The following is a 24,181-nucleotide window of genomic DNA, read 5'->3' on the forward strand; positions in this document are numbered from 1 at the left end:
TATGAAAAAGATTAATTATATATTATTTGCATTATTTCTGTTCACCATAGCGGGATGTCGTCAAGACTTCCTGGAGAAAAAGCCTCAGGGGGAACTGACGCTGGAACAATTAACTAATCAAAAAGGGGTAAATGGCTTATTAACACATGCTTATTCCATGCTTAATGGCAATTTAAATGGTACCTGGGGAAACTATGCTTCAGGTCCAAGTCAATGGCTTTTAGGCGAAGTAACCTCCGATAATGCGCATAAAGGCAGTGATCCTGGAGATCAACCTAACATGAATGATTTAGAGCGACATAACCCTAACAGTACCAATGATAACTTGTCTGCCATGTGGACTCGTTGTTTTGAAGGTATACAAGCTTGTAATAGTACCTTGAAAATCCTGGCTATATTGCAAGCAGGTGGTAGTGAAATCCCGTTTTCAGCTGCAAGAGCTATTGAAGTTCAGGGGGAAGCAAGGTTATTGCGTGCGCATTATTATTTCTTTTTGGCCCGGGCCTTTAAAAATGTGCCTTTAATTACAGAAAGCACAACTGATCCTGCGGTTGACAATACAGCGGATATTTATCCTTCGATCGTTGCTGATTTAAAATATGCTTCTGATAATCTAGCGGCAGTAAACACTCAAGCTCAGGTTGGACGGATGAATAAAATCATCGCTCAGGCTTATTTGGGTAAAGTGTTGTTGTATCAACAGAAATATAGCGAAGCTCTACCTTTATTAAATGCTGTGATTGCAGCAAAAGGTGGTGTTAATGCCATTACAACTATGCCATATACTGATAACTTTGATATCACCAAAGAAAATGGACCAGAAACTATATTTTCGGTACAAATGTCTGTAGGTGGAGATGGTTCTGGTGGTGACAATGGTAATGTTGGCGATATGCTTAACTTCCCTTATGGTAGTGATAAAGCGATTGCGATAAATTGCTGTGGATTTTTCCAGCCTTCTTTTGACCTTGCCAATGCCTTTAAAGTGGATGCAAATGGATTACCGTTTCTTGATAATTCATACCGTACCAATCCATACAAATCTGATTTTGGAGTAGCAAACAAAGCAAATTACCAGTTGGATCGTACGTTAGCAATAGATACACGTATGGATTATACCATGGGTAGAAGAGGTGTTCCTTTCCTTGATTGGGGAGTGATGGTAGGCGATACCTGGATCAGGAATGCTGCTAATGGTGGGCCTTTTCTAGCTTACAAAAATGTAATTGATGCGGCACAAATTGCAACAGGTTCTGCTCCTGGAACACCTAATGTTACGGGCTTAAACATCAATCTTATTCGTTTAGCGGATGTTTACCTGATGGCAGCAGAATGTGAAGTGGAGGTAGGAGTTCTTTCTAATGCCTTGACCCTGGTGAATAACATTCGTACACGTGCAGGCTTAATTAAACAGAAAGTAGCACCTGATGGTGTAACAAAACTAGCTGCATATAAAATAGGTCTATATCCTTCTTTCCCAGACAAAACTTATGCACGTACTGCTGTTCGTTTTGAACGCAGACTGGAATTATCTTTGGAAGGTCACCGTTTTTATGATCTTGTACGCTGGGGTACATTGAAAACGACTTTGGAAAGCTATTATGGATTTGAAGGTACATACCTTACTTATCTTAAAGGTTTAACCATCTTGCCGCGAGATAGTTATTTCCCAATACCACAAGAGCAAATTGATAGGAGTAATAAAGTGCTCAAACAAAATACCGGATATTAATCTGTTATTAATAATTCATTTTCTATCCTGCCTGTTTTTTGAATCCATTCAAAAAACAGGCAGGATTTATATTTTAAAAGGTTATGTAGGCAAGTGTGGTGTAAAGTTTGTTACTTCTATTGGCATCGGTGATAATTAAAGCACCATTTCTAAAAAGCGCTAAACCTTCCCAGTTAAGATATTTCCCGTCAAATGAAACTACGTGTTCCCATTTTTTTGAATTCCATCGCTTTTTAGTTACAATTCGAGCATAAGAATTGGTTTTTAAATTGCCGCCGAAATCGGGTATTAATTTCTTGATTCCATTTTCCTGATTTCTAAGCAAGATGTTGTTTAAGTAGGTTTCATAATCTCCTTCCCAATAATAATTGAGCCCATAAATTCTACCCCGGCTGTTTACCTGCGTGTCTGTTATGCGGAATGGTAAAAAGGGCACTTTAATCTTTTTTGGCTGGTTTTTAAAAGTTGTGTCAATCAAAAAACCAATCCCGCCATTAGCCATGCCATTAAATTCAAACATAGCCATTAGTTTCTTTTTAGCAGGAAGATAAGTCAGGCTTTCAAAGCCTGCATTGAAAATATAAGGATATCGTTTTAAAGCAATAAAGCTAATAGGGTCAATAATGATTTCATTCTGCTGCACATCCAGGGTTCCTTTTAGAATAAAGCAATAATTATACTGATCAGCTGTTTCTATGGCTAAAAACACCTGGTTGTTTACAATGGTAATCGCTTCAAAACCCTGATAGTATTTTTTTACTGAATCCGGCAGTTTGTTCAGGTTCTTTACTGCAAGAATTCTATACGAAGTAAGCGAAGTGTCTTTGCCGTCAATTACCCTGGCAATGCTGTCTGCATGAAGACTGTAAATTGAAAATTTACCATCCATTAATGTTTCTTTGTAACCGCCATATTGCGGTAAAAGGTATAAGCGTTTTTGCGACCATGCCATTCCTGAAAACTCTTCTTTCACACTACTGATTTCTGAGGGTAAAGGAAGTTTTTTAAAAATATTTTGTGCAAAAATAGGTAGCGTTGAAAAAAATAAAGTGAACAGGGATAATAAAAACTGGTGAGTTCTGGTCATACTGTACGAAGGTAAAAGATTTTTATTGTTGTTTTTTAACTGTAATGAAGGTTACAAGATTTCCTGCAGGTTCTATTAAAAATTTAGTTCAATAAGTAAGGCATATTAATATAATCAGGATATACCTTTTTAAAATACAACATCCGGATGGATTTCTTTAGCAGCTCAAGGTCAGTTTCAGAAATGGGTAGCGAAGTGCGGTAAATTTCTTCCGGGAGGTTAAACTCATTATAGGTTTCGAAAATCAATTGGAAGTATTTTTTCTCTTGGCGTTCTAATGTTGGAATCAAAGAAATATTCAAAGCTCTGTTGACGGGCTTTTTTTCTAATTCCGTTTTATAAAAGCCATAATACTGTTGATAACTCAATGAACTGGTATTGATGGTAATCATTTCTCTTCCGAAAAAGTTCCACAAAGTGAGCCAGCCAAAAAATAACACCCATAAAACACCCATAATCAATAAAACCAGCAACCACTCCAGGATGCCAATAATTATCAGGGCAATACCAATTAAATTCAAAAGAAGCATTATAAGCTTTGCAAGCTTTGAAGTTTCCGCCTCAATAGAAAGATGTACGTTAGTCCCATCATAATCTATTTTTACTTTCATCACTTTTTTGCGCTTTTCGCTGATTTTGTTATGTAAATTTAGTGGTTTTATATCACAAAATTAACATCCGCTTTATATTAGGAACTTACTTTTGGGCATGTTTAATACTGTCGGAAATGTGCTGGGGAAATGTCTATCATGCCAACAAAATCAATGTTTACGTGCCGTTTTATTAGGTAAAACTTGCCGTATCCAATTTAACAAAATAACTTATGTTTAGAAAGTTTACAAACCCTAAAAGGATGTTTTTTTTCCTTTTGGTAGGTCTGCTCGTCTCTTTCCGAGTTCAGGCGAATGTCGAATTTAAGCCAAATTTTAAACCGGCTTTTCAAATCCAGGATCCTGGAAAGATCAGCGGAAAAATTGTAGATGAAAAAGGAGAGCCCTTACCTGGTGCAAGCATCAGGATCTTAGAACTCCATACCGGAGTGCAAAGCAACTCCGATGGTACTTACACTTTAAATGCGGCCCCGGGAATATACACCATAACGGTTAGTTTTATCTCCTTTTCCAGTTCTACGCAAACGAAAGTGCAAGTAAAGGCTGGACAAGCAACTACCTTAAACGTTTCCTTAACTGCGCAATCGGGTACTTTAAATGAAGTGCTTGTGGTAGGTTATGGTACGCAGAAACGCGAAAACCTTACTGGAGCAGTAGATCAGGTAACCTCCAAAGTGTTAGAAAATCGTTCTTTAGCTAACCTTTCCCAGGGTTTACAAGGCGTAATTCCCAATCTAAACCTCACTGTTGCTGATGGAAAACCGACGCAGTCTCCAGCTTTCAACCTCAGGGGAACCACTTCCATTGGTCAGGGGGGAAACGCATTGGTACTCGTTGATGGTATTGAAGGTGATCCATCAAGGATAAATCCAAATGACATTGCCAGTGTTACGGTATTAAAGGATGCGGCCTCGGCTTCCATTTATGGTGCCAGAGCTGCATTTGGTGTCGTTTTAATCACCACTAAAAATCCAACCAAAGAAAAAACGGCTGTAAATTACAGTATCACTCAATCTGTAAAATCGCCAACTACTGTTCCCGATTATGTAACCGATGGGTATACATTTGCCAGCATGTTCAATGAGGGCTGGTCGGCATGGAATGATTATTCACAAACACCACAGAACATTAATAAAACTGTTAAATTTTCTCCAGCTTACCTGGAAGAATTAAAACGCAGGTCTTTGGATCCAAGCCTTCCAAAGGTTGAAGTTAATCAAAATGGTGAATATGTGTATTACGACAATACAGATTGGTACCACGAATTATATAAAGATAACAATAGTGCCACAGAGCAAAATATATCTTTAGCGGGCGGAAGTGGAAAAACAGATTTTTATGTTTCAGGCAGGTCATATCGGCAATCTGGGTTATTCCGCTATAATTCAGATGACTTTCAAATGTATAACATGCGGGCAAAGGGTTCTATACAGTTATACCCCTGGTTAAAAGTTTATAATAACGCAGATTATTCTGCCTCTAAATACCATAATCCAGTAAATGTTGGTGAAGGGGGTGGAATCTGGAGGAACATTGCCGATGAAGGGCATAACATGTCGCCAATGTTTAACCCTGATGGTACTTTAAGTTATTCAGCTGCTTTTACGGTAGGCGACATGTATTTGGGCAAAAACGGAATTGATATGGATAACAAAGTGTTCCGTAATACCACAGGTTTCAGCACAAATTTCTTTGCTGATAAATTAAAGATTAAAGGTGATTTTACCTTCCAGAATACAACTAAAGATGAAAGCAGGAAACGTGTGCCTGTACCTTACAGTCGCAAGCCCGGCGTAATTGAGTATGTAGGCCAAAATTACAACGATTTGCAACAACTGGAACGGAATACACAATATATGGTAACCAATATTTATGGCGAATATGAGCCCAGAATTAGCGATGACCATTATATAAAAATTCTTGCGGGTTACAATTACGAACAATCTACCTACAAAAGGTTAGAAGCTGTACGTAACGGATTGATTTTTGAAGATGCGACAGACATTAATCTTGCACTTGGACAGTCGATTACCACTTCTGGTGGCTTTGAAGAATGGGCAATTCTTGGTGGTTTCTATCGTTTAAACTATGCTTTTAAAGATCGTTACCTGGTAGAAGTTAACGGCCGATACGATGGTTCTTCTAAATTTCCAGAGAACCAGCGCTATGCTTTCTTTCCTTCTTTTTCTGCAGGTTGGAGGTTAAGTAAAGAACCTTTTTGGAAAATAAATCCCAACGCTATCACAGATGTTAAAATCCGGGCTTCTTATGGTTCCCTGGGTAACGGAAATATTGGCTCTTATGCTTTTATGGAGAAATTCGGAATTTCACAATCTCCAAAAATTCTAAATGGTGTCCGTCCACAGCAAAGCAGTCAGCCGGGTGTTATTCCTGATGGTCTTACCTGGGAAACTTCTACCACTAAGAATTTAGGTCTCGACATTGCCTTCCTAAATAACCGTTTAAACTTTAGTGGTGATGCCTACATCCGTAAAACTACTGATATGTTTACCGTGGGTATGACCTTACCGGCCGTTTTTGGAATTGGGGTGCCTAAAGGAAATTACGCAGATTTAGAAACAAAGGGATGGGAAGCCAGTATTACTTGGAACGATAAGTTTGTTGTAGCTGCAGAGCCACTAAATTATACAGTGAGGTTAACACTTTCTGATTATACTGCTAAGATCCTTAAATTCAATAATCCTGAACAGAAGCTTACAGATTATTACAGCGGACAAACCGTAGGCGAGATTTGGGGCTTTGTAACCGATGGTTATTATACTTCAGCAGAGGATATCGCCAATTCTCCCAAACAAATTTTGTATAAATCATCTAACACAGGTAAGAGCTTGCCTGGTGATATTAAATTTGCAGACCTTAATGGCGATGGGGTAATCAACAATGGAGATAATACTGTAGGTAACCCTGGCGACAGAAAAGTTATTGGTAATTCAACGCCTAGATATACCTATGGGATAGCTCTTGGTGCAGATTGGAAAGGCTTTTTCTTCAGTACTTTTCTGCAGGGGGTAGCCAAAATGGATTGGTACCCAGGTTCTGAAAATGGAACTTTTTGGGGCCAATATAACCGTCCTTACAACAAAATCCCTAAATCACAATTAGGTAATATCTGGTCTGAGGAAAATACAAATGCTTATTTTCCAAGATACAGGGGCTATATCGCACAGAACGGTTCTGGCACACTCAGACAAGCGCAGACAAAGTATATGCAAAATGTGGCCTACATTAGGTTGAAAAACCTGCAAATTGGTTACAATGTGTCACAAACCTTTGTAAAAAGAGCCGGACTAAGTAATGTCAGGATCTTTTTATCTGGAGAAAACCTGTGGTCTTACTCTCCAATGTATAAAATTACCAAAGACCTTGATATAGAAAGTATTGGCAGGTCTGATGCGGTGGTTACTGATGGTAACAGTGGTAACGGAAACAATTATCCAATTCTGAAAAGTTACAGCATTGGTTTGTCGGCCACTTTTTAATCAAATAACAATTAAAACATAAGCGATTATAAAAATATTGAAAATGAAAAAATTCTTTTTATGGATTATACCTGCGGCATTAATATTTGTAGGGTGTAAGAAATTAGATCAGGTACCACAAGATACCGCAACAAAAGAAGCTGTATTTAGCAGCGAAAAAGGTTTAGAACTTTATGCTAATTCTTTTTATAAGCTGCTACCTAGTGCCTCCGATGCACATAAAGGCGATGCCATGGCTGATTATGCAGCCCGTAGTCAGGCACCAGATTTTTTACGTGAAGGTGCCTTTGGTCCGCGCCAAAGTAATGGATGGGCCTGGGATGAGCTTAGAAACATCAATTATTTCATTGAAAACAACCATGACACCAGGGTTCCTACTGCAGTTAGACAAAACTATATGGCATTGGCCAGGTTTTTTAGGGCTTACTTTTACTATGAAAAAGTAAGGCGCTTTGGTGATGTACCCTGGATCAATAAAACCTTTAAGGTAGATGATCCTGCACTGTTTAACGGGCGTGACAAGCGCAGCCTGGTGATGGATTCTGTTTTGGCAGATTTGAATTTTGCCTGTGAGAATATTGCGAAAACCACAGATAACACCCGTTCGCTAATCACTAAACATGTTGCACTTGGCTTTAAATCAAGGGTAACTTTATATGAAGGAACTTACAGAAAATACCATGAGGAAGCCGGCTTGACCAGTACTGCAGCACAATGGTTACAACAATCAGTAGATGCAGCACAAAAAGTAATGACCGAAGGCGGTTTTTCATTAAATACCGCTGGTGGCACAGACTTGGCATACCGCAATTTATTTATCAGTCCAACACCAGTAGCCACAGAAGTAATGTTGGCCTCTGTTACTGATGCTAATTTGTCTGTTTACAATGATGCCAATTGGTGGTGGACCAGCGCTACTTACGGTTCGAGGATAAGTTTAACCAGAACTTTTGTAAATACTTATCTCAATATTGATGGTACACCATTTACAAACAGAAGTAATTACCAAACCCTTGAGTTCAAAAACGAAGTTAAAGGCCGGGATAAAAGGTTACAACAAACCATTAGGATGGGCGATTATAAACGTATAAACGGTGGTACGCCAGAAGTTGCTCCTCCTATTTTTTCTTATACCTATACCGGCTATCAACCTATAAAATGGGTGCTAGATGATATGCGTTATGATGGGGGGGCGCAAAACATCAATTCCATTTCCTTAATGCGTTATGCAGAAATATTATTGAATTTTGCAGAAGCTAAAGCAGAGTTAGGTACTTTTACCGATGCCGACTGGATAAAAACAATTGGTGCATTGCGCCAGCGCGCCGGTATTACTGGTGGTTTGAACACAAAACCTGTTTTGGCAGATCCTTACTTACAGGTTAATTATTTCCCTGAAATTGCCGATCCTTCGCTGCTGGAAATCCGCAGAGAACGCGGTATAGAGTTGTCGTTCGAAGGTTTACGTTTTGACGATATCGTGAGGTGGAAAAAAGGAAGCCTGATGACTAAAGTATGGAATGGCTTTTACGTTCCGGCACTTAACGTACCGATGGACTTGAATGAAGATGGGAAAATGGATGTGGCCTTTTATCAGGTAATGCCTGCTAATCCTGTTGCTGGCGTAAATTACATCAATGTTGCTGAAACTATTAATGGTGGCCCAAACCCGCAACGTTTAAGTAACAATACTTATGGAGAACTCACATGGTTAGCCACTACTACACGTGTTTTCACAGATAAAAACTATCTTTATCCTATACCAGAAACCGATCGTTTGTTTAACCCTACACTTGGTCAGAATCCAGGATGGTAATGCTGTAAATAATGAATAAGTTTATGATAGCTTCATCACCTTTAAAAAACAAATTATATACTAATGAAAATGAAACAATTTACACTAGCTGCACTTTTTTTAATCATTAGCTGTACTGCTTTTGCACAAGAATTCACTATTGGATCTTTTAACGTTCGTAACGATAACAGGGGAGATGTTGGCAACCTTTGGGAGCAAAGAAGCGAGGTTGCAGCAAACCTGCTGCGCTTCCATCAATTTGATGTTTTTGGAACACAAGAAGGAAAGAAAAACCAGATAGACGATTTAAACAGCTTGTTGCCAGAATATGCACATTATGGCTTGGGTCGTGACGACGGTAAAGAAGGCGGCGAACACTCGAGCATTTTTTACCTTAAAAACAAGTTTAAGTTGTTAAACAAAGGCGACTTTTGGTTGTCTGAAACCCCTAATAAGCCGGGTTTAGGCTGGGATGCCACCTGCTGCAACCGAATTTGTACCTGGGTTTATCTTCAGGATGTTAAAAGTGGTAAAAAGTTCTATGTCTTCAATGCACACTTTGATCACGAAGGGAAAATTGCCCGTGTGGAAAGCAGTAAACTGGTTATGAAAAAGATCAAAGAAATTGCAGGTAGTCAACCGGCAATTTTTACAGGCGATTTAAATGGTAACCACAGCAGTGAATGGTATTTATCGTTAAAAAACTCCGGATTTTTAACCGACACCTATTCGCAGGTAAAATATCCTTATGTAAATAACTCCTCTTTTAATGGCTGGGGCAAACAATTAGCCACTAAAGATATTATTGACCATGTATTTGTAACCAAACATTTCACTGCGCAACGTTGGGGCATTTTAACAGATACCTATCGGGGCAAATTTGTTTCAGACCATTTCCCTATCCTGGTAGAGGTGAAACTGAAATAAGATTTTTGTTAAATCCATACAAAGGGGGTGATTCTGAAAAGATTACCCCCTTTTTGCGTTTGATAATTGATCAGTTACGAGTGAAAGCTGGTGCGGTATGTCAAGTCCGGTTTCTTTACCTGTTATTGTGCAGCGTAGAGGGTTAACGCAATGGTAACGCAATGGTAAGGCAATGTTAGTGCAATCTAGAATTGCATTAACATTGCCTTATTACTGTGTAATAATCTTATTTCAAGATATTAAACTTACCTTTGTAAGTATGGAAACTCCATTGTTTCGTTTTCTTTCTTTACCATACCGCTTTAGGGATTCCTTTCTTAAAAGCAGCAAGGACTTTATTAAATAAGCCCCAGCCTTTTTCAGGAACTGGGGATTAATAGAGCGTTCGCTTATTTCTTTACAATTTTCTTTTAATTGATGCACTTTGCATAAGCTCTTTATGGCTTCATGTATGGCATAATATTCCGCCATGTTATTAAAATATATAACTGTCGGCAATAATAATTTATAAACTAAAAAATAAGATGGTAAGATTAAAAAGATTGGGTAGTAAGATTTTCGAAGATTAAGCTCCGGCAAACACTTTATGCTGGGGCCATTATGAATTCTTGTAACCTATATTTTTTTTCATTTTTTTTATTCCATTTATAATGAATACGACAGTAATTAAACTAGATAACACCCCCATTATTTTATCACGCGGTATTTTTGACTTATTAAAAAGCCATATCAGAACCAGAAAATTAAGCAAATACAATGAAGCCAAATTAGAGTTGGAGTTGAAATATGCCAGTCAGGTTTTAAGATGTAATTTGCCTGAAAACGTGGTTGATGTAGATACCCGTGTTAAAGTAAAAGAAATTGCTAGTGGAGTTGAATTTACCTGTGATTTAGTAGCACCAGGTAAAGCCAGGAGAAAGCACAATACCCTTTCTATTTTGTCGCCAATAGGGGTGGCTATGCTGGGTTACCCTCAGGGTGCACAACTACAATGGGAAATGCCCGAAGGCGTAAAAGTTTTCCGCATTGAAGCTGTTTCCAAAATAAATTAATTTCATCAAATTTCATAAAGCATCAGGTCAACACCTGGTGCTTTCTTGTTTTAATACATTAGATCCAGTTTAATGCCTTCAGCCCTTGCCATCAGTAACACTTGTAAAGACACCAGCTAGTATAACAAAATAGCTAGTTGGTCGATATTTTGTTTAAGCTGGTATAAAAGGGCCCATGCTGTTGAAACGTTTTTGAAATGCGGTCGTCTTATTCACAAAGGTTTAAACAAAAACAAAAACTTAAGGATATGAAAACTTCAATCAAAACAGCATTAGCAACGGCATTAACTGCCATCATTTTATCATCAACAGCATTCACTACATTTGCAACTGATCGAATTAAAAGCCCAACAGCCGATAACACTATCAGCGGTGTAAATATGGTAAAGGTTACTGGTAATGTCAATGTTTACCTTATTCAAGGAGATAAAGAGGCTATTACGGTAGCCGCAATAGAAAGTGAAGGAGTAAACTTTTCCATTAAAAAACAAGGAAACAAGTTGTTTATTGATGGAGCGGGACCAGAACGGAGAACGGTTTATGTATATTTAAAGGACTTAAAACGCATCCATGCTTCCAATGAGTCAATGGTTAAAACAAAAGGTAATTTTGATTTAGATTTGCTGCAGGTATTTTTATATGATGGAGCTAGGGTCAATTTAAATGTATCCACCAAAAGTTTGTATACCATGGTAAATGACCACGCTAAATTGAAACTAAGTGGATCTGCTGGTCAGCATATTTTGGTAAAAGACAAATTGGCCATCATCAAAACAGATAAATTTATGGCAGATAAAACCCAAGGTTCAGCAACAGTTCCAAGCTATGCTGTAAACCTGGTTAAAAAGGATTAAGGATACCAACAGTGCTATTTTTAATGTTAAGCCTGTCCTACCGGACGGGCTTTTTTATATTTGCTTTTTATTGTTACAATTCCATTTGTAACAATAAGGTTACTTAAATAAGTATGAATTTTTGAAACAGTTAAATTAAAATATCTAGGTTTACTAAATCGTTTTACATAAAATAAAGTTAAATAAAACCAATTAGTGATTCACTAATATTTATGAAAAACAATCAAGTAAAAATATTTGTATGAAAAAAAATTTTGTTAAACTTATTAAACCGGGTCCTGCATTTTTAGTAGGAAGCGTTCTTGTAGGACTTGGTTTAAACACTTTAAATTTACAAGCGGCGAGCATTAACCCCCTTAATGTTGGTCTGAGTAAGTCGATTAACTTTCAAGCTGCAGCTATCATTGTGCAGGGTGTGGTAAATGACCGGGAGGGCGGCCATTTACCTGGTGTAAGTGTTAAAGTAAAAGGTACGGAAACTGTTGTTTCAACAGATGCTGCGGGTAAATTCAGTATTACAGTACCCGCTACAACTTCGGTCTTAGTTTTCACTTATGTAGGGTATGCTCCAAAAGAAGTAACAGTTGGTGCCCAAAAAACTATTTCAGTACTACTGGAAGCCAACAGTACAACGCTTGATAACGTTGATATCGTTTCTGTAGGTTACGGTACACTATCTTCTAAGGAAATAACTTCTGCAGTGACCCATATTTCAGCTGAAAAATTTAATAGAAGTGGCTCCAGAAATCCTTTAGATTTAATTCAGGGTAAAGTTCCAGGCCTAACCTTAACAAGAACAGGAGGGTCTAATCCAAACGGTGGTGTTTCTGTACAGTTGAGGGGGGCCATTTCTATTACTGGTAGTGCGAGTCCTTTATTTGTAATTGATGGTATTCCAGATGCCAATCCTGATTTATTGCAACAAGACGATATTGAATCGATCGATGTATTAAAAGATGGATCTGGTGCAGCAATTTATGGTACCCGGGCAAATGCGGGGGTAATTATCATTACCACTAAAAAAGGTAAGGCTGGTCCTGCTCAATTTAACTATTCTACCTATTTCAGAAAAGAATATGTACAGGGAAAACAGGATTTTCTAAACGCAGATGAATACCGTCAAAAAATTAGTAGCGGAGAAATTAAACAACAAGACTTTAGTAGCAGTACCGATTTTTATAACGACTTGATTAATCCTGATAATTTATCACAAAATCATAACCTATCCTTATCCGGTGGTTCAGATAACACCAGTTACCGGGCTAGTGTAAATTACCGTGACCTTCAGGGCATTAGTTTGGAGAATGGCCGAAAAGAATATACGGTACGTTTAAATGTAAACCAGAAAGGTTTTAATGATCGTTTAAGCGCACAGTTTAATTTAGCCAGTAATTTTAACAATGCTAATTTGTTAGGTGGCGGTGGCTGGGAAAGTGAGATGACAAAAAACCCTACGCGTTCTAATTACAATGCCGACGGAAGCTATCGTTTTGATTTAACCAGTACCAATGAATATGCACGTTTAATTCAGGAAACAAATTACAGGAAACAACAAACTACCTCGGCTGATGGTAAATTGGACTTGGATATCATTAATGGTTTAAAAGCATCAGTTTTTGGATCAGTAACAAGAAATAGCAATAATAATGGTCAATACCGACTAAAAGCGAGTGAAAACTCAATGGAAAATACGGATTTTCCCGGTGGAGGCTATGCTTATAAAGGAAGTTCGCTGAACCAGGATTTTGCGGTAGAACCTACATTGAATTATTCAAAAACATTTTTTGAAAAGCACAGCTTAACCGCGGTTACGGGATATAGCTACAGATACCATATAGAAGAGGGCTCTGATGCCTCTAACCGTGGCTTTATAAATGACCTTTTGCATGAAGATAATTTATCTAAAGGCAGTGCATTAAGTGTTGGAAAGGCTGCAATGGGTAGTTATAAAAATGACAATACCTTAATTGCTTTTTTTGGAAGGGTAAACTACGCTTTTGATAATAAATACCTTGCACAATTTATTTTAAGACGCGAAGGATCATCCAGGTTTGGCGCAAATAATAAATGGGGTAATTTCCCTGCTGTTTCTGCTGGATGGAATATTTCTGAAGAAGATTTTCTTCAGGATGTGAAATTTGTAGATTACCTTAAATTGAGGGTAGGTTATGGGGTTACAGGAAACAGTGGATTTAGCAATAATGCCTCAAGGGTAACCCTTGGTGGTGGCGGCAGGTACCTTTTTCCAGATGGAAAATATTATGAGACCTATGGCCCAGACCGAAACCCTAATCCTAACTTAAAGTGGGAAACAAAAAGAGAATTGAACATTGGTTTAGATTACAAGTTGTTTGATTATAAATTAACCGGTTCCATTGATGTGTTTAATCGTACAACCAAAGATTTGCTGGATACTTATACTACACCACAGCCTCCTTATGTACAGTCCAACATTTACGCCAACGTAGGTACTATTTCTTCGAAAGGAATAGAATTGGCTTTAAGTTATGCTGCTGTTAAAACAACTGATTTTTCATGGAACATGGATGTTACGGCTAGTGCCTTAAAAAATACGTTAGATTCTTATTCTAATGATCAGTTTAAAGTATTGTATAAAACATTTGGTGGAATTGGCGGTGCTGGCGCCCTGGGTGATGCCATTACCACTTACCAAGGTGGGGCACTTGGTGAATTTTGGGGTAAAAAATTCGCCGGTTTTACTGACGATGGAAAATGGTTGTTTTACAATAAAAATGGAGAAGCTGTTAGAAATGACAAAATCAATAATTCAAAAGATAAGAACACAACCGATCTGGTACTTTTAGGAAATGCTATTCCTAAATATTATGCTTCCTGGACGCATAATGTCACTTACAAAAATTTCGACCTCCGTATTTTTCTTCGTGGAAAATTTGATTATAAAATCTTAAATACTACAGCTTTAACTTATGGTAACAAATCCTGGAGTGGTAATTTACTAAAAGATACGTTTACAAAATACAAGGGAATAGATGATACCTATATGTACTCTGATTATTACCTGGAAAATGGAACGAACATTAAAATAGATGAAGTTACCCTGGGGTATAATTTTGATTTGAAAACTAAATGGGCCAGAAATATAAGGGTTTATGCTACAGGCCAAAATTTGGCAACTATTACGGGCTATAGCGGTAATGATCCTGATTTTGTACAAGATACAGGTTTTGGTGCTGGAATTGATAACAGAGGTGCGTATCCAAGTACCCGTTCATTCCTTGTTGGATTAAATGTTGGGTTTTAATTAAAAAATACAAATGATACCATCACAGCTAAAGATGGCTTTATCACCGATAAAATATAAATATACTGATGAAAAATAAATCAATTCTATATATAGGTCTTGCTGCTACATTAACTTTTACAAATGCTTGTACAAAGTTGGATGAGAATGCTTATGACCAGTTGTTGACAGATGATTTTTACAACAACAAAACTGAAGTGCTTTCGGCTGTGTTAAGGCCATATACGCATGCAAATGCTTGGGTAACCCCAGCTGGCCAAGATGGTTGGTGGCGTGCCGCAGAACTTTCTGCAGATCAACTTGCATGGCCAACTAAAGGTCGCCATGGTGAAGATGGTGGTAAATGGAAAAGGTTCCATTACCACAGCTGGACAGTAGATGAAGGCGGCTTAAACCAAGCTTGGTCTTTAATGTACTGGGGAATGGGCTTATGTAATGACCCTATAGAAAATATTGAGAAAAGGGACATTGCAACAATGGGCATTACCCAGGTAGAAAAGGACGCTTATTTAGCAGAATTGAAACTGTTGAGGGCATTTCACTATCTTAAATTGATGGACCTATGGGGAAACATTCCTGTAGTTACTAAAGTTGGTGAGCCTGCTAAACCTGAAACGATGCCTAGAAAAGACGTCTTCAATTTTATTGAAAAGGAAATCAAGGAAAACATTGCATTAGTACCCAAGCTTTCCAAAGACATGATGGGTCGCATGAGTCAGGCGGGTGCCTATGCCATGTTGGTAGAGCTGTATTTGAATGCAGAAGTATGGACCGGAACAGCTCGCTGGGACGATTGTATTGCTGCAGCTGATAAACTAATCAACAGTGAAGCTGGTGGGCAAAATGGTGCAATGGCATTAGATCCAAATATTGTTGATCAGTTTAAACCAGATAACAACCTTTCTAAAGAAGTGATCTTCTCTATTGCTTATGATTATAAGGTTGCCAATTTTGCTGGTGGATGGCCTTCAGAATTTTATCATTTTAAACAACAGGAAATTTATGGTGGTGGCCGTAATGGTAATAACGGTATCGTTTTGGTTCCCGGTGTATATAACACATTTGAGGCTGCAGACAAACGGAAGTCTGATTGGCTTTTGATTGGTCCAATGGTTAAGTTTACGGATGGCGTGAGCCCTGTGTTAGCTTCTGAGGAATACGATGGTCAGCAACTTACTTTTGTAGATAACATTCAGAAAAACAAATCTGGTTCTACTGTTTCTAACATGAGTGAAGGTGAAGAAAATAGTGGAGTTCGTTTTAATAAGTACAAATTGGGTAACCAACTTGCCGGCCCAAATGATATTCCAGCAATTAATCCAAATTACAACAATACGGATTGGAATATTTACAGGTTAACCTGGATCTATTTTGCAAAAGCAGAAGCTTTAATGCGTAAAAGTGGTGGTACGGCAAATGCTGATGCTGTAGCTTTGATTAATGAAAGTAAAAAACGTTCTTATACAACTGCAGACTGGACTAACAAGGCTTATACTACTGCAACTTTAACCTTAAATGAATTGTTGGCAGAACGTGGTCGTGAATTTATATTTGAAGGCTTCCGTAGGGCAGACCTCATCAGGTTTGGTAAATTTACTACCGCATCTTGGTGGGATCATCAACCTTCCAGTGTTACCCGTGAGCTGTATCCAATTCCACAGCGACAACGAGACCTGAACAGTAACCTGGCACAAAATCCGGGATATTAATAAAAAATTTATAATTGTAGAGGAGCTAATTAGCTCCTCTACTTGGTTATACGCCAATATTTTATAGATTTGTGCTAACCAAATAAACACTCTTTTTTATGTCAACCAAAGCATATTCCATAAAAGACATCGCACAAAAAGCTAATGTATCTATTACAACCGTATCTTTCATTATAAATGGAAAGGCTGTAGAAAAGAATATCAGTACTGCGGTAATTAAGAGAGTGGAAGAAATTGTTAAGGCTGTTGGTTATAAACCAAACCAAGTTGCACGTAGCTTGCGTACCGGCAGTTCTAAAATTATAGCCTTAATTGTGGAAGATATTTCTAATCCTTTCTTTGCAAGTATAGCTCGTTTGGTAGAAGAGAAAGCTTATAAAAGAGGTTATAAAATTATTTATTCCAGCACAGAGAACTTTCCTGAAAAAATGACCGAACTCATCAATTTATTTAAATCGATGCAGGTTGACGCTTATATAATTTCGCCGGTCCAGGGGGCAGAAAAGGACATTCAAAGTCTAATGAATGAAAGAAAGCCTGTTGTTCTTTTTGATCGTTATTTGCCTTCTTTAGCGGCTAATTATGTTGGAGTGGATCATTTTAAAGCTTCTTACGATGCTACTACTCATTTTGCTTCTACTTATCAAAAACATATTGCACTAGTTACCATTGACTTGGAGGTTCAGCAAATTACTGACCGTCAGGAGGGGTATAAAAAAGCTTTGTTAGCTTTCGATTTGCCTTTTCGGGAACATTTAGTATTAAAAGTGCCTTTTAACCAGCAAAAAGAGGAAACTGTTGAACAGCTGGTCGGTTTATTTAAGGAACATAAAGAAATTGATGCCGTCTTATTTGCAACAAATTATTTGGCAATTAGTGGCTTATCTGCCTTAAAAAAAATGGATAAGCTGGTGAATGATAATTTTAAAGTTATTGCTTATGATGATGGGGAAGTATTTAAATTGCACAGTCCTCAGATTTCAGCTGTTGAACAACCTGTGGAAGAAATTGCAGAAAAAATAGTTAGTCTTATATTTAAACAGCTCAATACGACGGAAGTTGTAGCAAAAGAACAGGTTGTATTACCTGCGAAATTAATACTTCGTTAAGCATTAATTTCAGTAACGTATCTTTAAAATTACATTTAATTTTCTGATGTTGTTAGCGAATGTTGGAAAATATGTTTATTATTGAATAGCTAAAACGTTTTACCGAATATAAATTTAATAAAATATGAAAAGAAGGATCTTTTTAAGAAATACAGGGATACTTGGTGCTGGCTTATTAGCGTCAGAATTGTCATTTGCTGCTTCACCTCAATTCCCTATAGTACGTGTACCTGTATCCAAACGTCATTTTAGAAGTAAGGCTGTTGATGCTGCAATAAAAACCTTTCAGTCGAAAGTTAAAAATCCTGAATTGCAATGGTTATTTGAGAACTGTTTTCCAAATACACTAGATACCACCGTTTATTATAGTGAAAATAATGGCAAGCCCGATACTTATGTCATAACAGGTGATATCGATGCGATGTGGCTGCGTGACAGCTCTGCACAAGTTTGGCCATACCTGCAATTTGTGAATGAAGATAAATCTTTAAAGAATTTAATTGCAGGCGTTATTGCTCACCAAACTAAATGTATTTTAAAAGACCCTTATGCCAATGCTTTTTACAATGACCCTGAAAAAGTAGGAGAGTGGAAAACGGACCATACGAAAATGGTGCCGGGCATACACGAAAGAAAATGGGAAATTGATTCATTATGTTACCCCATAAGACTGGCATTTCATTACTGGAAAAAAACGGGTGATAAACAACCTTTTGATGCCAATTGGAAAAAAGGAGTGGAAAGTACTTTACGCGTTTTTAAAGAACAACAGCGTAAAACAAACACCGGACCTTATTCATTTCAGCGCAATGCAACAAACCCAACAGATTCTTTACCTATGGCAGGTTTTGGTTTTCCGGTTAATCCGGTTGGCTTAATTTGTTCTGCTTTTCGGCCAAGTGATGATGCTACTATATTTCCTTTTTTAATTCCATCTAACTTTTTTGCCGTTACTTCGCTTAAACAAGCAGCAGAAATGATAAAGGCGCTGTATAATGATGAAAGTTTAACGGCTGATTTACTTGCACTGGCAACAGAAGTGGAAGCGGCAATTCAAAAACATGGTATTAAAAATCATCCGAAGTACGGTAAAATATATGCTTTTGAAGTAGATGGCTTCGGTAGTGCTTATTTAATGGATGATTCTAATGTGCCCAGCTTATTGGCGCTGCCTTATTTAGGTGCCATTGCAGATGATGATGAGGTTTATAAAAACACAAGGAAATTTGTACTATCGACTGATAATCCTTATTTCTTTAAAGGAACTGCTGCAGAAGGAATTGGTGGTCCGCATGCAGGTCAGGATATGATTTGGCCTATGAGTCTTACCATACGTGGATTAACTTCAAACAATAAAGAAGAAATAAAACAGTGTATACAAACTTTACAGAAAACACATGCCGGTACTGGCTTCATGCATGAATCTTTTCATAAAGATGATCCAGCAAAATTTACCCGTTCCTGGTTTGCCTGGTCAAATACATTATTTGGCGAATTGTTATGGAAAACGTACCATACCATGCCCGAAATTTTACAATCCTAAGCTATAATTAATTAATGAAAGATTTTGTATTAGGCATTGATATCGGGGGATCCCATATAACTGCAGCGCTTGTAGACCTGGAAACACAAACTATTGTTGAGGGTTCTTCACAACGGCTTGCGGTAAATTCGAAAGATACGGCTGAGCGAATTTTAACTTCCTGGTGCGAGGTAATTAATGCCGCCTTTTTAAAGGTTCAGAATGGCAATAAACGGATTGGAATTGCTATGCCTGGACCATTTGATTATGAAGCAGGTATTTGCCTGATTCAGGATCAGGACAAGTTTAAGTCATTGTACCAGCTGAATTTAAAAAATGAACTTGCTTCTCTTTTAAATATCGATGCAGCAAATATCAGGTTTGTAAATGATGCAGCAGGGTTTTTACAGGGCGAAGTATTTGCAGGGGCAGCCCGGGAAGGAAAACAAGTGATAGGCCTTACTTTAGGTACTGGATTGGGTTCTGCATTTTGTGAAAATAGTATCGCTGTGGATGCAGCACTTTGGCAATTGAAATTTAAAGCAGGTATTGCTGAAGATTACTTATCTACTCGCTGGTTTGTTGATCGTTATTTTCAATTAACCGGACAGGAGATTGCTGGTGTTAAAGAGCTAATGAGTCTGGAAAATCAAGCTGCAGTGCGAAAGTTGATTTTTGAAGAATTTAGTAATAACCTGGTCGATTTTCTTAGCCCTTTAATTAAGGAGCGCCATGCCGATATGGTTGTGCTGGGCGGTAATATTGCGCAGTCGTACCTTGCTTTTTTGCCTGATGTAAAGAGGAAACTTCAGGAAAATAAGGTGATAGCCCAAGTAAAAATAGCCGAACTGAAAGAAGATGCTTCTTTAATTGGTGCAGCGAGTTGCTGGGAGCTTCGCCACCATTAGTATAGCTTTAAAAACAGGTGTTTAGAAATAAACGCACTGGTAGAGTGGCTAAATTATAAAAATAGTTTTAGAATGTAATAACCAATAACACTTTAACAAATAAACCATGATAAAGAGAATATTTAGTGCATTACTGCTGTTAGGTACCAGTTGTGCTGTTGCGCAAACGGGAGGTAAAATTGCTAGTCCGGTTGATTATGTGAATACATTGATGGGAACACAATCTAAACCCTCCCTTTCTAACGGTAATACGTATCCTGCTATTGGGGTGCCCTGGGGCATGAACATCTGGACTCCTCAAACCGGAAAAATGGGTGATGGATGGGCATATACCTATGATGCCGATAAAATTAGAGGCTTTAAACAAACCCATCAGCCTTCGCCTTGGATGAATGATTACGGTCAATTTGCCATTATGCCAGTTACCGGTAAAATGAAATTCAATGAAGATGACCGCGCCAGCTGGTTTAGTCATAAGGCAGAAACTGCTACACCGTATTATTACAGTGTTTATTTAGCTGATGCTGATGTAACTACTGAGATTACACCTACAGAACGTGCAGCACAATTTAGGTTTACTTTTCCTAAAGCGGATAGCTCTTTTGTTGTCGTAGATGCTTTGGACAAAGGTTCTTATATTAAAATCCTTCCAAAGGAGAGAAAGATCATTGGCTACTCTACTAAATATGCCCGAGGGCCATTGCCAAAGAACTTCAAGAATTACTTTGTTATCTATTTTGACAAAGACTTTGCCATTGCTAAAACCTGGAGTGAAAAGGAATTAAAAGAAGGTTTGGAGTTAGACAGCAAACACAGTGGTGCCATTATTGGGTTTAAAACGACTAAAGGTGAAAAGGTTATTGCTAAAGTTGCCTCTTCCTTCATCAGTTTTGAGCAGGCAGAAATCAGCTTAAAACGCGAGTTAGCTAATGATAGTTTTGAGTCGACCAAACAGAAGGCAAAAGACCTGTGGAATAAAAACCTTGGTCGTATTAATGTAGAAGGAGGTACAGTTGACCAAACACGTACTTTTTATTCTTCTATGTACCGTACTTTGTTTTTCCCTAACAAGTTATATGAAATTGATGCGAACAATAAAATTGTTCACTGGAGTCCGTATAATGGCAAAACACTTCCTGGATATATGTTTGCCGGAACAGGTTTCTGGGATACATTCCGTGCATTGTATCCATTCTTGAACCTCATGTATCCTTCTATCAATAAAGAGATGCAAGAAGGTCTGATCAACGATTTTAAAGAAGGAGGTTGGTTGCCGGAATGGAGTAGTCCTGGTTATGCCAACATTATGGTGGGTAATAATTCTGCCTCTGTAGTGAGTGATGCTTATATCAAAGGTTTGAGAGGCTATGAGATCAATACCCTATGGGATGCAGTAATCCATGGTGCAAATAACGAAGGTCCGATGGATGCTGTGGGTCGCCATGGTGTTAAGTATTATAATAAACTGGGTTATGTGCCTTTTGATGTTAAAATAAATGAGAACGCAGCAAAAACATTAGAATATGCTTATGATGATTTTGCGATTTATCAGCTGGGAAGAGCTTTAGGGAAACCTGAGAGTGAGATTGGTATTTATGCAAAACGAAGCATGAATTATAAAAACCTTTTTGATCCTTCTTCAGGCTTAATGCGTGGTAAAAATGAGGATGGCACTTTTCAAGCTCCTTTCTCCCCATTTAAATGGGGTGGTGCTTTTACCGAAGGCAATAGCTGGCATTATACCTGGTCGGTTTTTCATGACATCGCCGGTTTATCTAAATTGATGGGTGGCAGTGAAAAGTTTGTGCAGAAAATTGATTCTGTATTCTCTATGCCGCCAGTATTTGATGAAAGTGCTTATGGTGGGGTGATACACGAAATTAGGGAGATGCAGATTGCTAACATGGGCCAGTATGCACATGGAAACCAACCGATACAGCACATGATTTATTTATATAATTATGGTGGTGCACCCTGGAAAACCCAATATTGGGCAAGAGAAACCATGAATAGAATGTATAGCGCTACGCCGGATGGTTATTGTGGAGATGAGGATAACGGACAAACTTCTGCCTGGTATGTTTTCTCTGCCATGGGTTTTTACCCTGTTACGCCAGCAGTTGACCAATATGTTTTGGGCGCACCGTTGTTTAAAAAGGTAACTATTAACCTAGAAAATGGAAAAAAAGTAGTGATCAATGCACCTGCAAATAACGCAGAAAATAAATATGTGCAATCGCTGCAGATCAATGGTAAACCTTATTCTAAAAACTGGATCAGTCATTCGGGATTACAAAACGGTGCAGTATTGAATTTTAAAATGTCGGCTACACCTAATAAACAAAGAGGAACGGCCGTTTCAGATTTCCCTTATTCTTTATCTACAGAAAAGAAATAAGCGTATAAGATTAATAGACATGAAGCTGTGATTTTTTAAGGCTTCCTGTTGAGTAAATAAGCGGCAATTTTCAAATCGAAAATTGCCGCTTATTTTTACAGGTAAAAGTTGTTATTATTTTAGCTTAATTCCTTAATTACTGCTGTTGTGCTGTTTTTTTTACATGAAGTTTTAACAGTTCCTTCTTTTTTAAGTTTTCTTAGTTGTTATGATTAACTTTAATTTATAATTAGAAAAAAAATGTTTTCATTTATCACTTTCCCGGCTCTTATTGCCGTCTATATCGGTTCCTGTTTTAATCCTCAAAGTGAAAAGCAGTGGGAAGTTCATTTGATTACAGCTATCTTTTTTATTCACAGATAAATAACCTTACTTGGAGCACATTTTATAAATATGGATATAGGAATTATTGGATTAGGCGATATGGGAAAGCTTTATGCGAAGTGTTTTGCAAAAGCGGGGTATAGTGTTTTTGGTTCGGACCTGCCACAATTCAAAGAAAATTTAATTGAAGAACTTGCACCGCTAGGCATCCAGATGATGGATGACGGGAATGCAGTTTCCCGTCGCTGCGATGTTATTTTTTATGCCGTAGAGGCGGAGAAAATTGATCAGGTACTAGCCATGTATGGCAGCTCAACAAAATATGGTGCCATTGTAGGCGGACAAACTTCTATCAAACATCCTGAAATTGCTGCTTTCGAAAAATACCTCCCTAAGGATGTTCATATCATTACTTGTCACTCGTTACACGGACCGGCTTTTGATCCAGTGGGACAAAAGTTAATCGTTATACCGCATCGTACTACTAAAGAAGCCTACCAAAGGATGTATGATGTATTAGCTACCCTGGGTTCTGACATGGTGGAAATTGCCGATTACCATGAACATGATAAAATTGTGGCCGATACACAAGCGGCAACGCATGTAGGTTTTGAAAGCATGGGCACCGCATGGAAAGAGGCAGGTTTTTTTCCATGGGAAAACGCAGCCTATCTGGGTGGTATTGACAATGTTAAAATTTTAACTACGCTAAGGATCTTTAGTTATAAAGCTCATATTTATGGTGGCCTCGCTATTTTAAACCCCTATGCCCGGCAGCAGGTGAAAAGTTATGCACAATCAGAATCTGAATTGTTTAAGCTGATGATTATGGAGGAAGCAGCCGAGTTTAAAAGCCGGCTTTACAAAGCCAGAGACTTTATATTTCATGAGAACCAGAAGCCATTATTGCTCGATGATAACATCATGAAAGAGTTTTCACTTTCTGGTAATCCCGGATCACGCAAACCAAATTCACACCTTAGCTTGCTAAGCATGGCTGACTCCTGGTTTAAACTAGGGGTAAATCCATACGATAACCTGATCTGTCAGACCCCACCTTTTAAATTAAGACTCGGTATTGTGGAATACTTATTCAGAAATGAGGATTTGCTGGAAGAATCTATTGAGACTGCTTTATATGACCGTAAAATACGGGCAGATGATTTAGAGTTTCATTCTGCAGTGAGGGAATGGTCTTCTATTATTCGTTTTGGTGATATGGCCGGTTATAAACAACAATTTGAACAAACTAAATTGTTTTTCAATGAGCGCTTGGAACATGGAAGAGAACAAAGCACAGAAATGATTAAAAGATTGAAAATGGATTAACAGCCATTACTGATATATATATTAACTCAAGATTTAAAAAC

15 protein-coding genes are annotated in these 24,181 nt (G+C 38.0%); 13 read left to right on the forward strand and 2 right to left on the reverse strand.

What is annotated here, in order from left to right:
* Window position 1 precedes the first annotated feature (1 nt).
* Window positions 2-1,732 carry a RagB/SusD family nutrient uptake outer membrane protein gene (locus tag AAKU52_RS00880; RefSeq protein WP_354329222.1) on the forward strand — a complete coding sequence of 577 codons (1,731 nt, stop codon included), beginning with the start codon at window positions 2-4 and terminating at the stop codon, window positions 1,730-1,732.
* A gap of 73 nt (window positions 1,733-1,805) precedes the next feature.
* On the opposite strand, the gene AAKU52_RS00885 is transcribed toward AAKU52_RS00880, so the two are convergent.
* Window positions 1,806-2,819 (reverse strand): hypothetical protein, encoded by a 1,014-nt coding sequence (locus AAKU52_RS00885; protein WP_354329224.1) that lies wholly within the window; start codon window positions 2,817-2,819, stop codon window positions 1,806-1,808.
* An 83-nt stretch (window positions 2,820-2,902) separates the two neighbouring features.
* On the reverse strand, window positions 2,903-3,430 hold the full coding sequence (locus AAKU52_RS00890) for a hypothetical protein (protein ID WP_354329226.1): 528 nt from the start codon (window positions 3,428-3,430) through the stop codon (window positions 2,903-2,905).
* A 242-nt stretch (window positions 3,431-3,672) separates the two neighbouring features.
* On the opposite strand from AAKU52_RS00890, the gene AAKU52_RS00895 reads away from it, so the two are divergent.
* The 12 genes from AAKU52_RS00895 to AAKU52_RS00950 all read left to right on the forward strand — a co-directional run bounded on the left by AAKU52_RS00895 (window position 3,673) and on the right by AAKU52_RS00950 (window position 24,140).
* A complete protein-coding gene (locus tag AAKU52_RS00895; protein ID WP_354329228.1) occupies window positions 3,673-6,930 on the forward strand; it encodes a SusC/RagA family TonB-linked outer membrane protein in 3,258 nt (1,085 codons plus the stop codon).
* 43 nt (window positions 6,931-6,973) lie between these two features.
* Window positions 6,974-8,746: a RagB/SusD family nutrient uptake outer membrane protein gene (locus AAKU52_RS00900; protein WP_354329230.1), complete on the forward strand. Its 1,773-nt coding sequence runs from the start codon at window positions 6,974-6,976 to the stop codon at window positions 8,744-8,746.
* A 63-nt stretch (window positions 8,747-8,809) separates the two neighbouring features.
* A complete protein-coding gene (locus AAKU52_RS00905; protein ID WP_354329233.1) occupies window positions 8,810-9,652 on the forward strand; it encodes an endonuclease/exonuclease/phosphatase family protein in 843 nt (280 codons plus the stop codon).
* A gap of 650 nt (window positions 9,653-10,302) precedes the next feature.
* A complete protein-coding gene (locus AAKU52_RS00910) occupies window positions 10,303-10,704 on the forward strand; it encodes a GreA/GreB family elongation factor (RefSeq protein WP_354329236.1) in 402 nt (133 codons plus the stop codon).
* A gap of 248 nt (window positions 10,705-10,952) precedes the next feature.
* Window positions 10,953-11,558 (forward strand): GIN domain-containing protein, encoded by a 606-nt coding sequence (locus AAKU52_RS00915; protein WP_354329238.1) that lies wholly within the window; start codon window positions 10,953-10,955, stop codon window positions 11,556-11,558.
* 241 nt (window positions 11,559-11,799) lie between these two features.
* Window positions 11,800-14,841 (forward strand): SusC/RagA family TonB-linked outer membrane protein, encoded by a 3,042-nt coding sequence (locus AAKU52_RS00920; RefSeq protein ID WP_354329240.1) that lies wholly within the window; start codon window positions 11,800-11,802, stop codon window positions 14,839-14,841.
* A gap of 68 nt (window positions 14,842-14,909) precedes the next feature.
* Complete coding sequence (locus AAKU52_RS00925; protein WP_354329242.1) at window positions 14,910-16,550, forward strand: RagB/SusD family nutrient uptake outer membrane protein; 1,641 nt, start codon at window positions 14,910-14,912, stop codon at window positions 16,548-16,550.
* A gap of 98 nt (window positions 16,551-16,648) precedes the next feature.
* The gene (locus AAKU52_RS00930) at window positions 16,649-17,659 is read left to right on the forward strand and encodes a LacI family DNA-binding transcriptional regulator (RefSeq protein WP_354329245.1); all 1,011 of its coding nucleotides are present in this window, start codon (window positions 16,649-16,651) and stop codon (window positions 17,657-17,659) included.
* Window positions 17,660-17,783: 124 nt separating this feature from the next.
* On the forward strand, window positions 17,784-19,202 hold the full coding sequence (locus AAKU52_RS00935) for a glycoside hydrolase family 125 protein (protein ID WP_354329247.1): 1,419 nt from the start codon (window positions 17,784-17,786) through the stop codon (window positions 19,200-19,202).
* Window positions 19,203-19,216: 14 nt separating this feature from the next.
* Window positions 19,217-20,089 (forward strand): ROK family protein, encoded by an 873-nt coding sequence (locus AAKU52_RS00940; RefSeq protein ID WP_354329249.1) that lies wholly within the window; start codon window positions 19,217-19,219, stop codon window positions 20,087-20,089.
* Window positions 20,090-20,195: 106 nt separating this feature from the next.
* Window positions 20,196-22,487 carry a GH92 family glycosyl hydrolase gene (locus AAKU52_RS00945; protein WP_354329251.1) on the forward strand — a complete coding sequence of 764 codons (2,292 nt, stop codon included), beginning with the start codon at window positions 20,196-20,198 and terminating at the stop codon, window positions 22,485-22,487.
* A gap of 393 nt (window positions 22,488-22,880) precedes the next feature.
* Window positions 22,881-24,140 (forward strand): NAD(P)-binding domain-containing protein, encoded by a 1,260-nt coding sequence (locus AAKU52_RS00950; protein ID WP_354329253.1) that lies wholly within the window; start codon window positions 22,881-22,883, stop codon window positions 24,138-24,140.
* The last annotated feature ends 41 nt before the right edge of the window (window positions 24,141-24,181 follow it).

Source organism: Pedobacter sp. CG_S7 (assembly GCF_040544395.1).
In the GTDB taxonomy this organism is placed as follows: domain Bacteria; phylum Bacteroidota; class Bacteroidia; order Sphingobacteriales; family Sphingobacteriaceae; genus Pedobacter.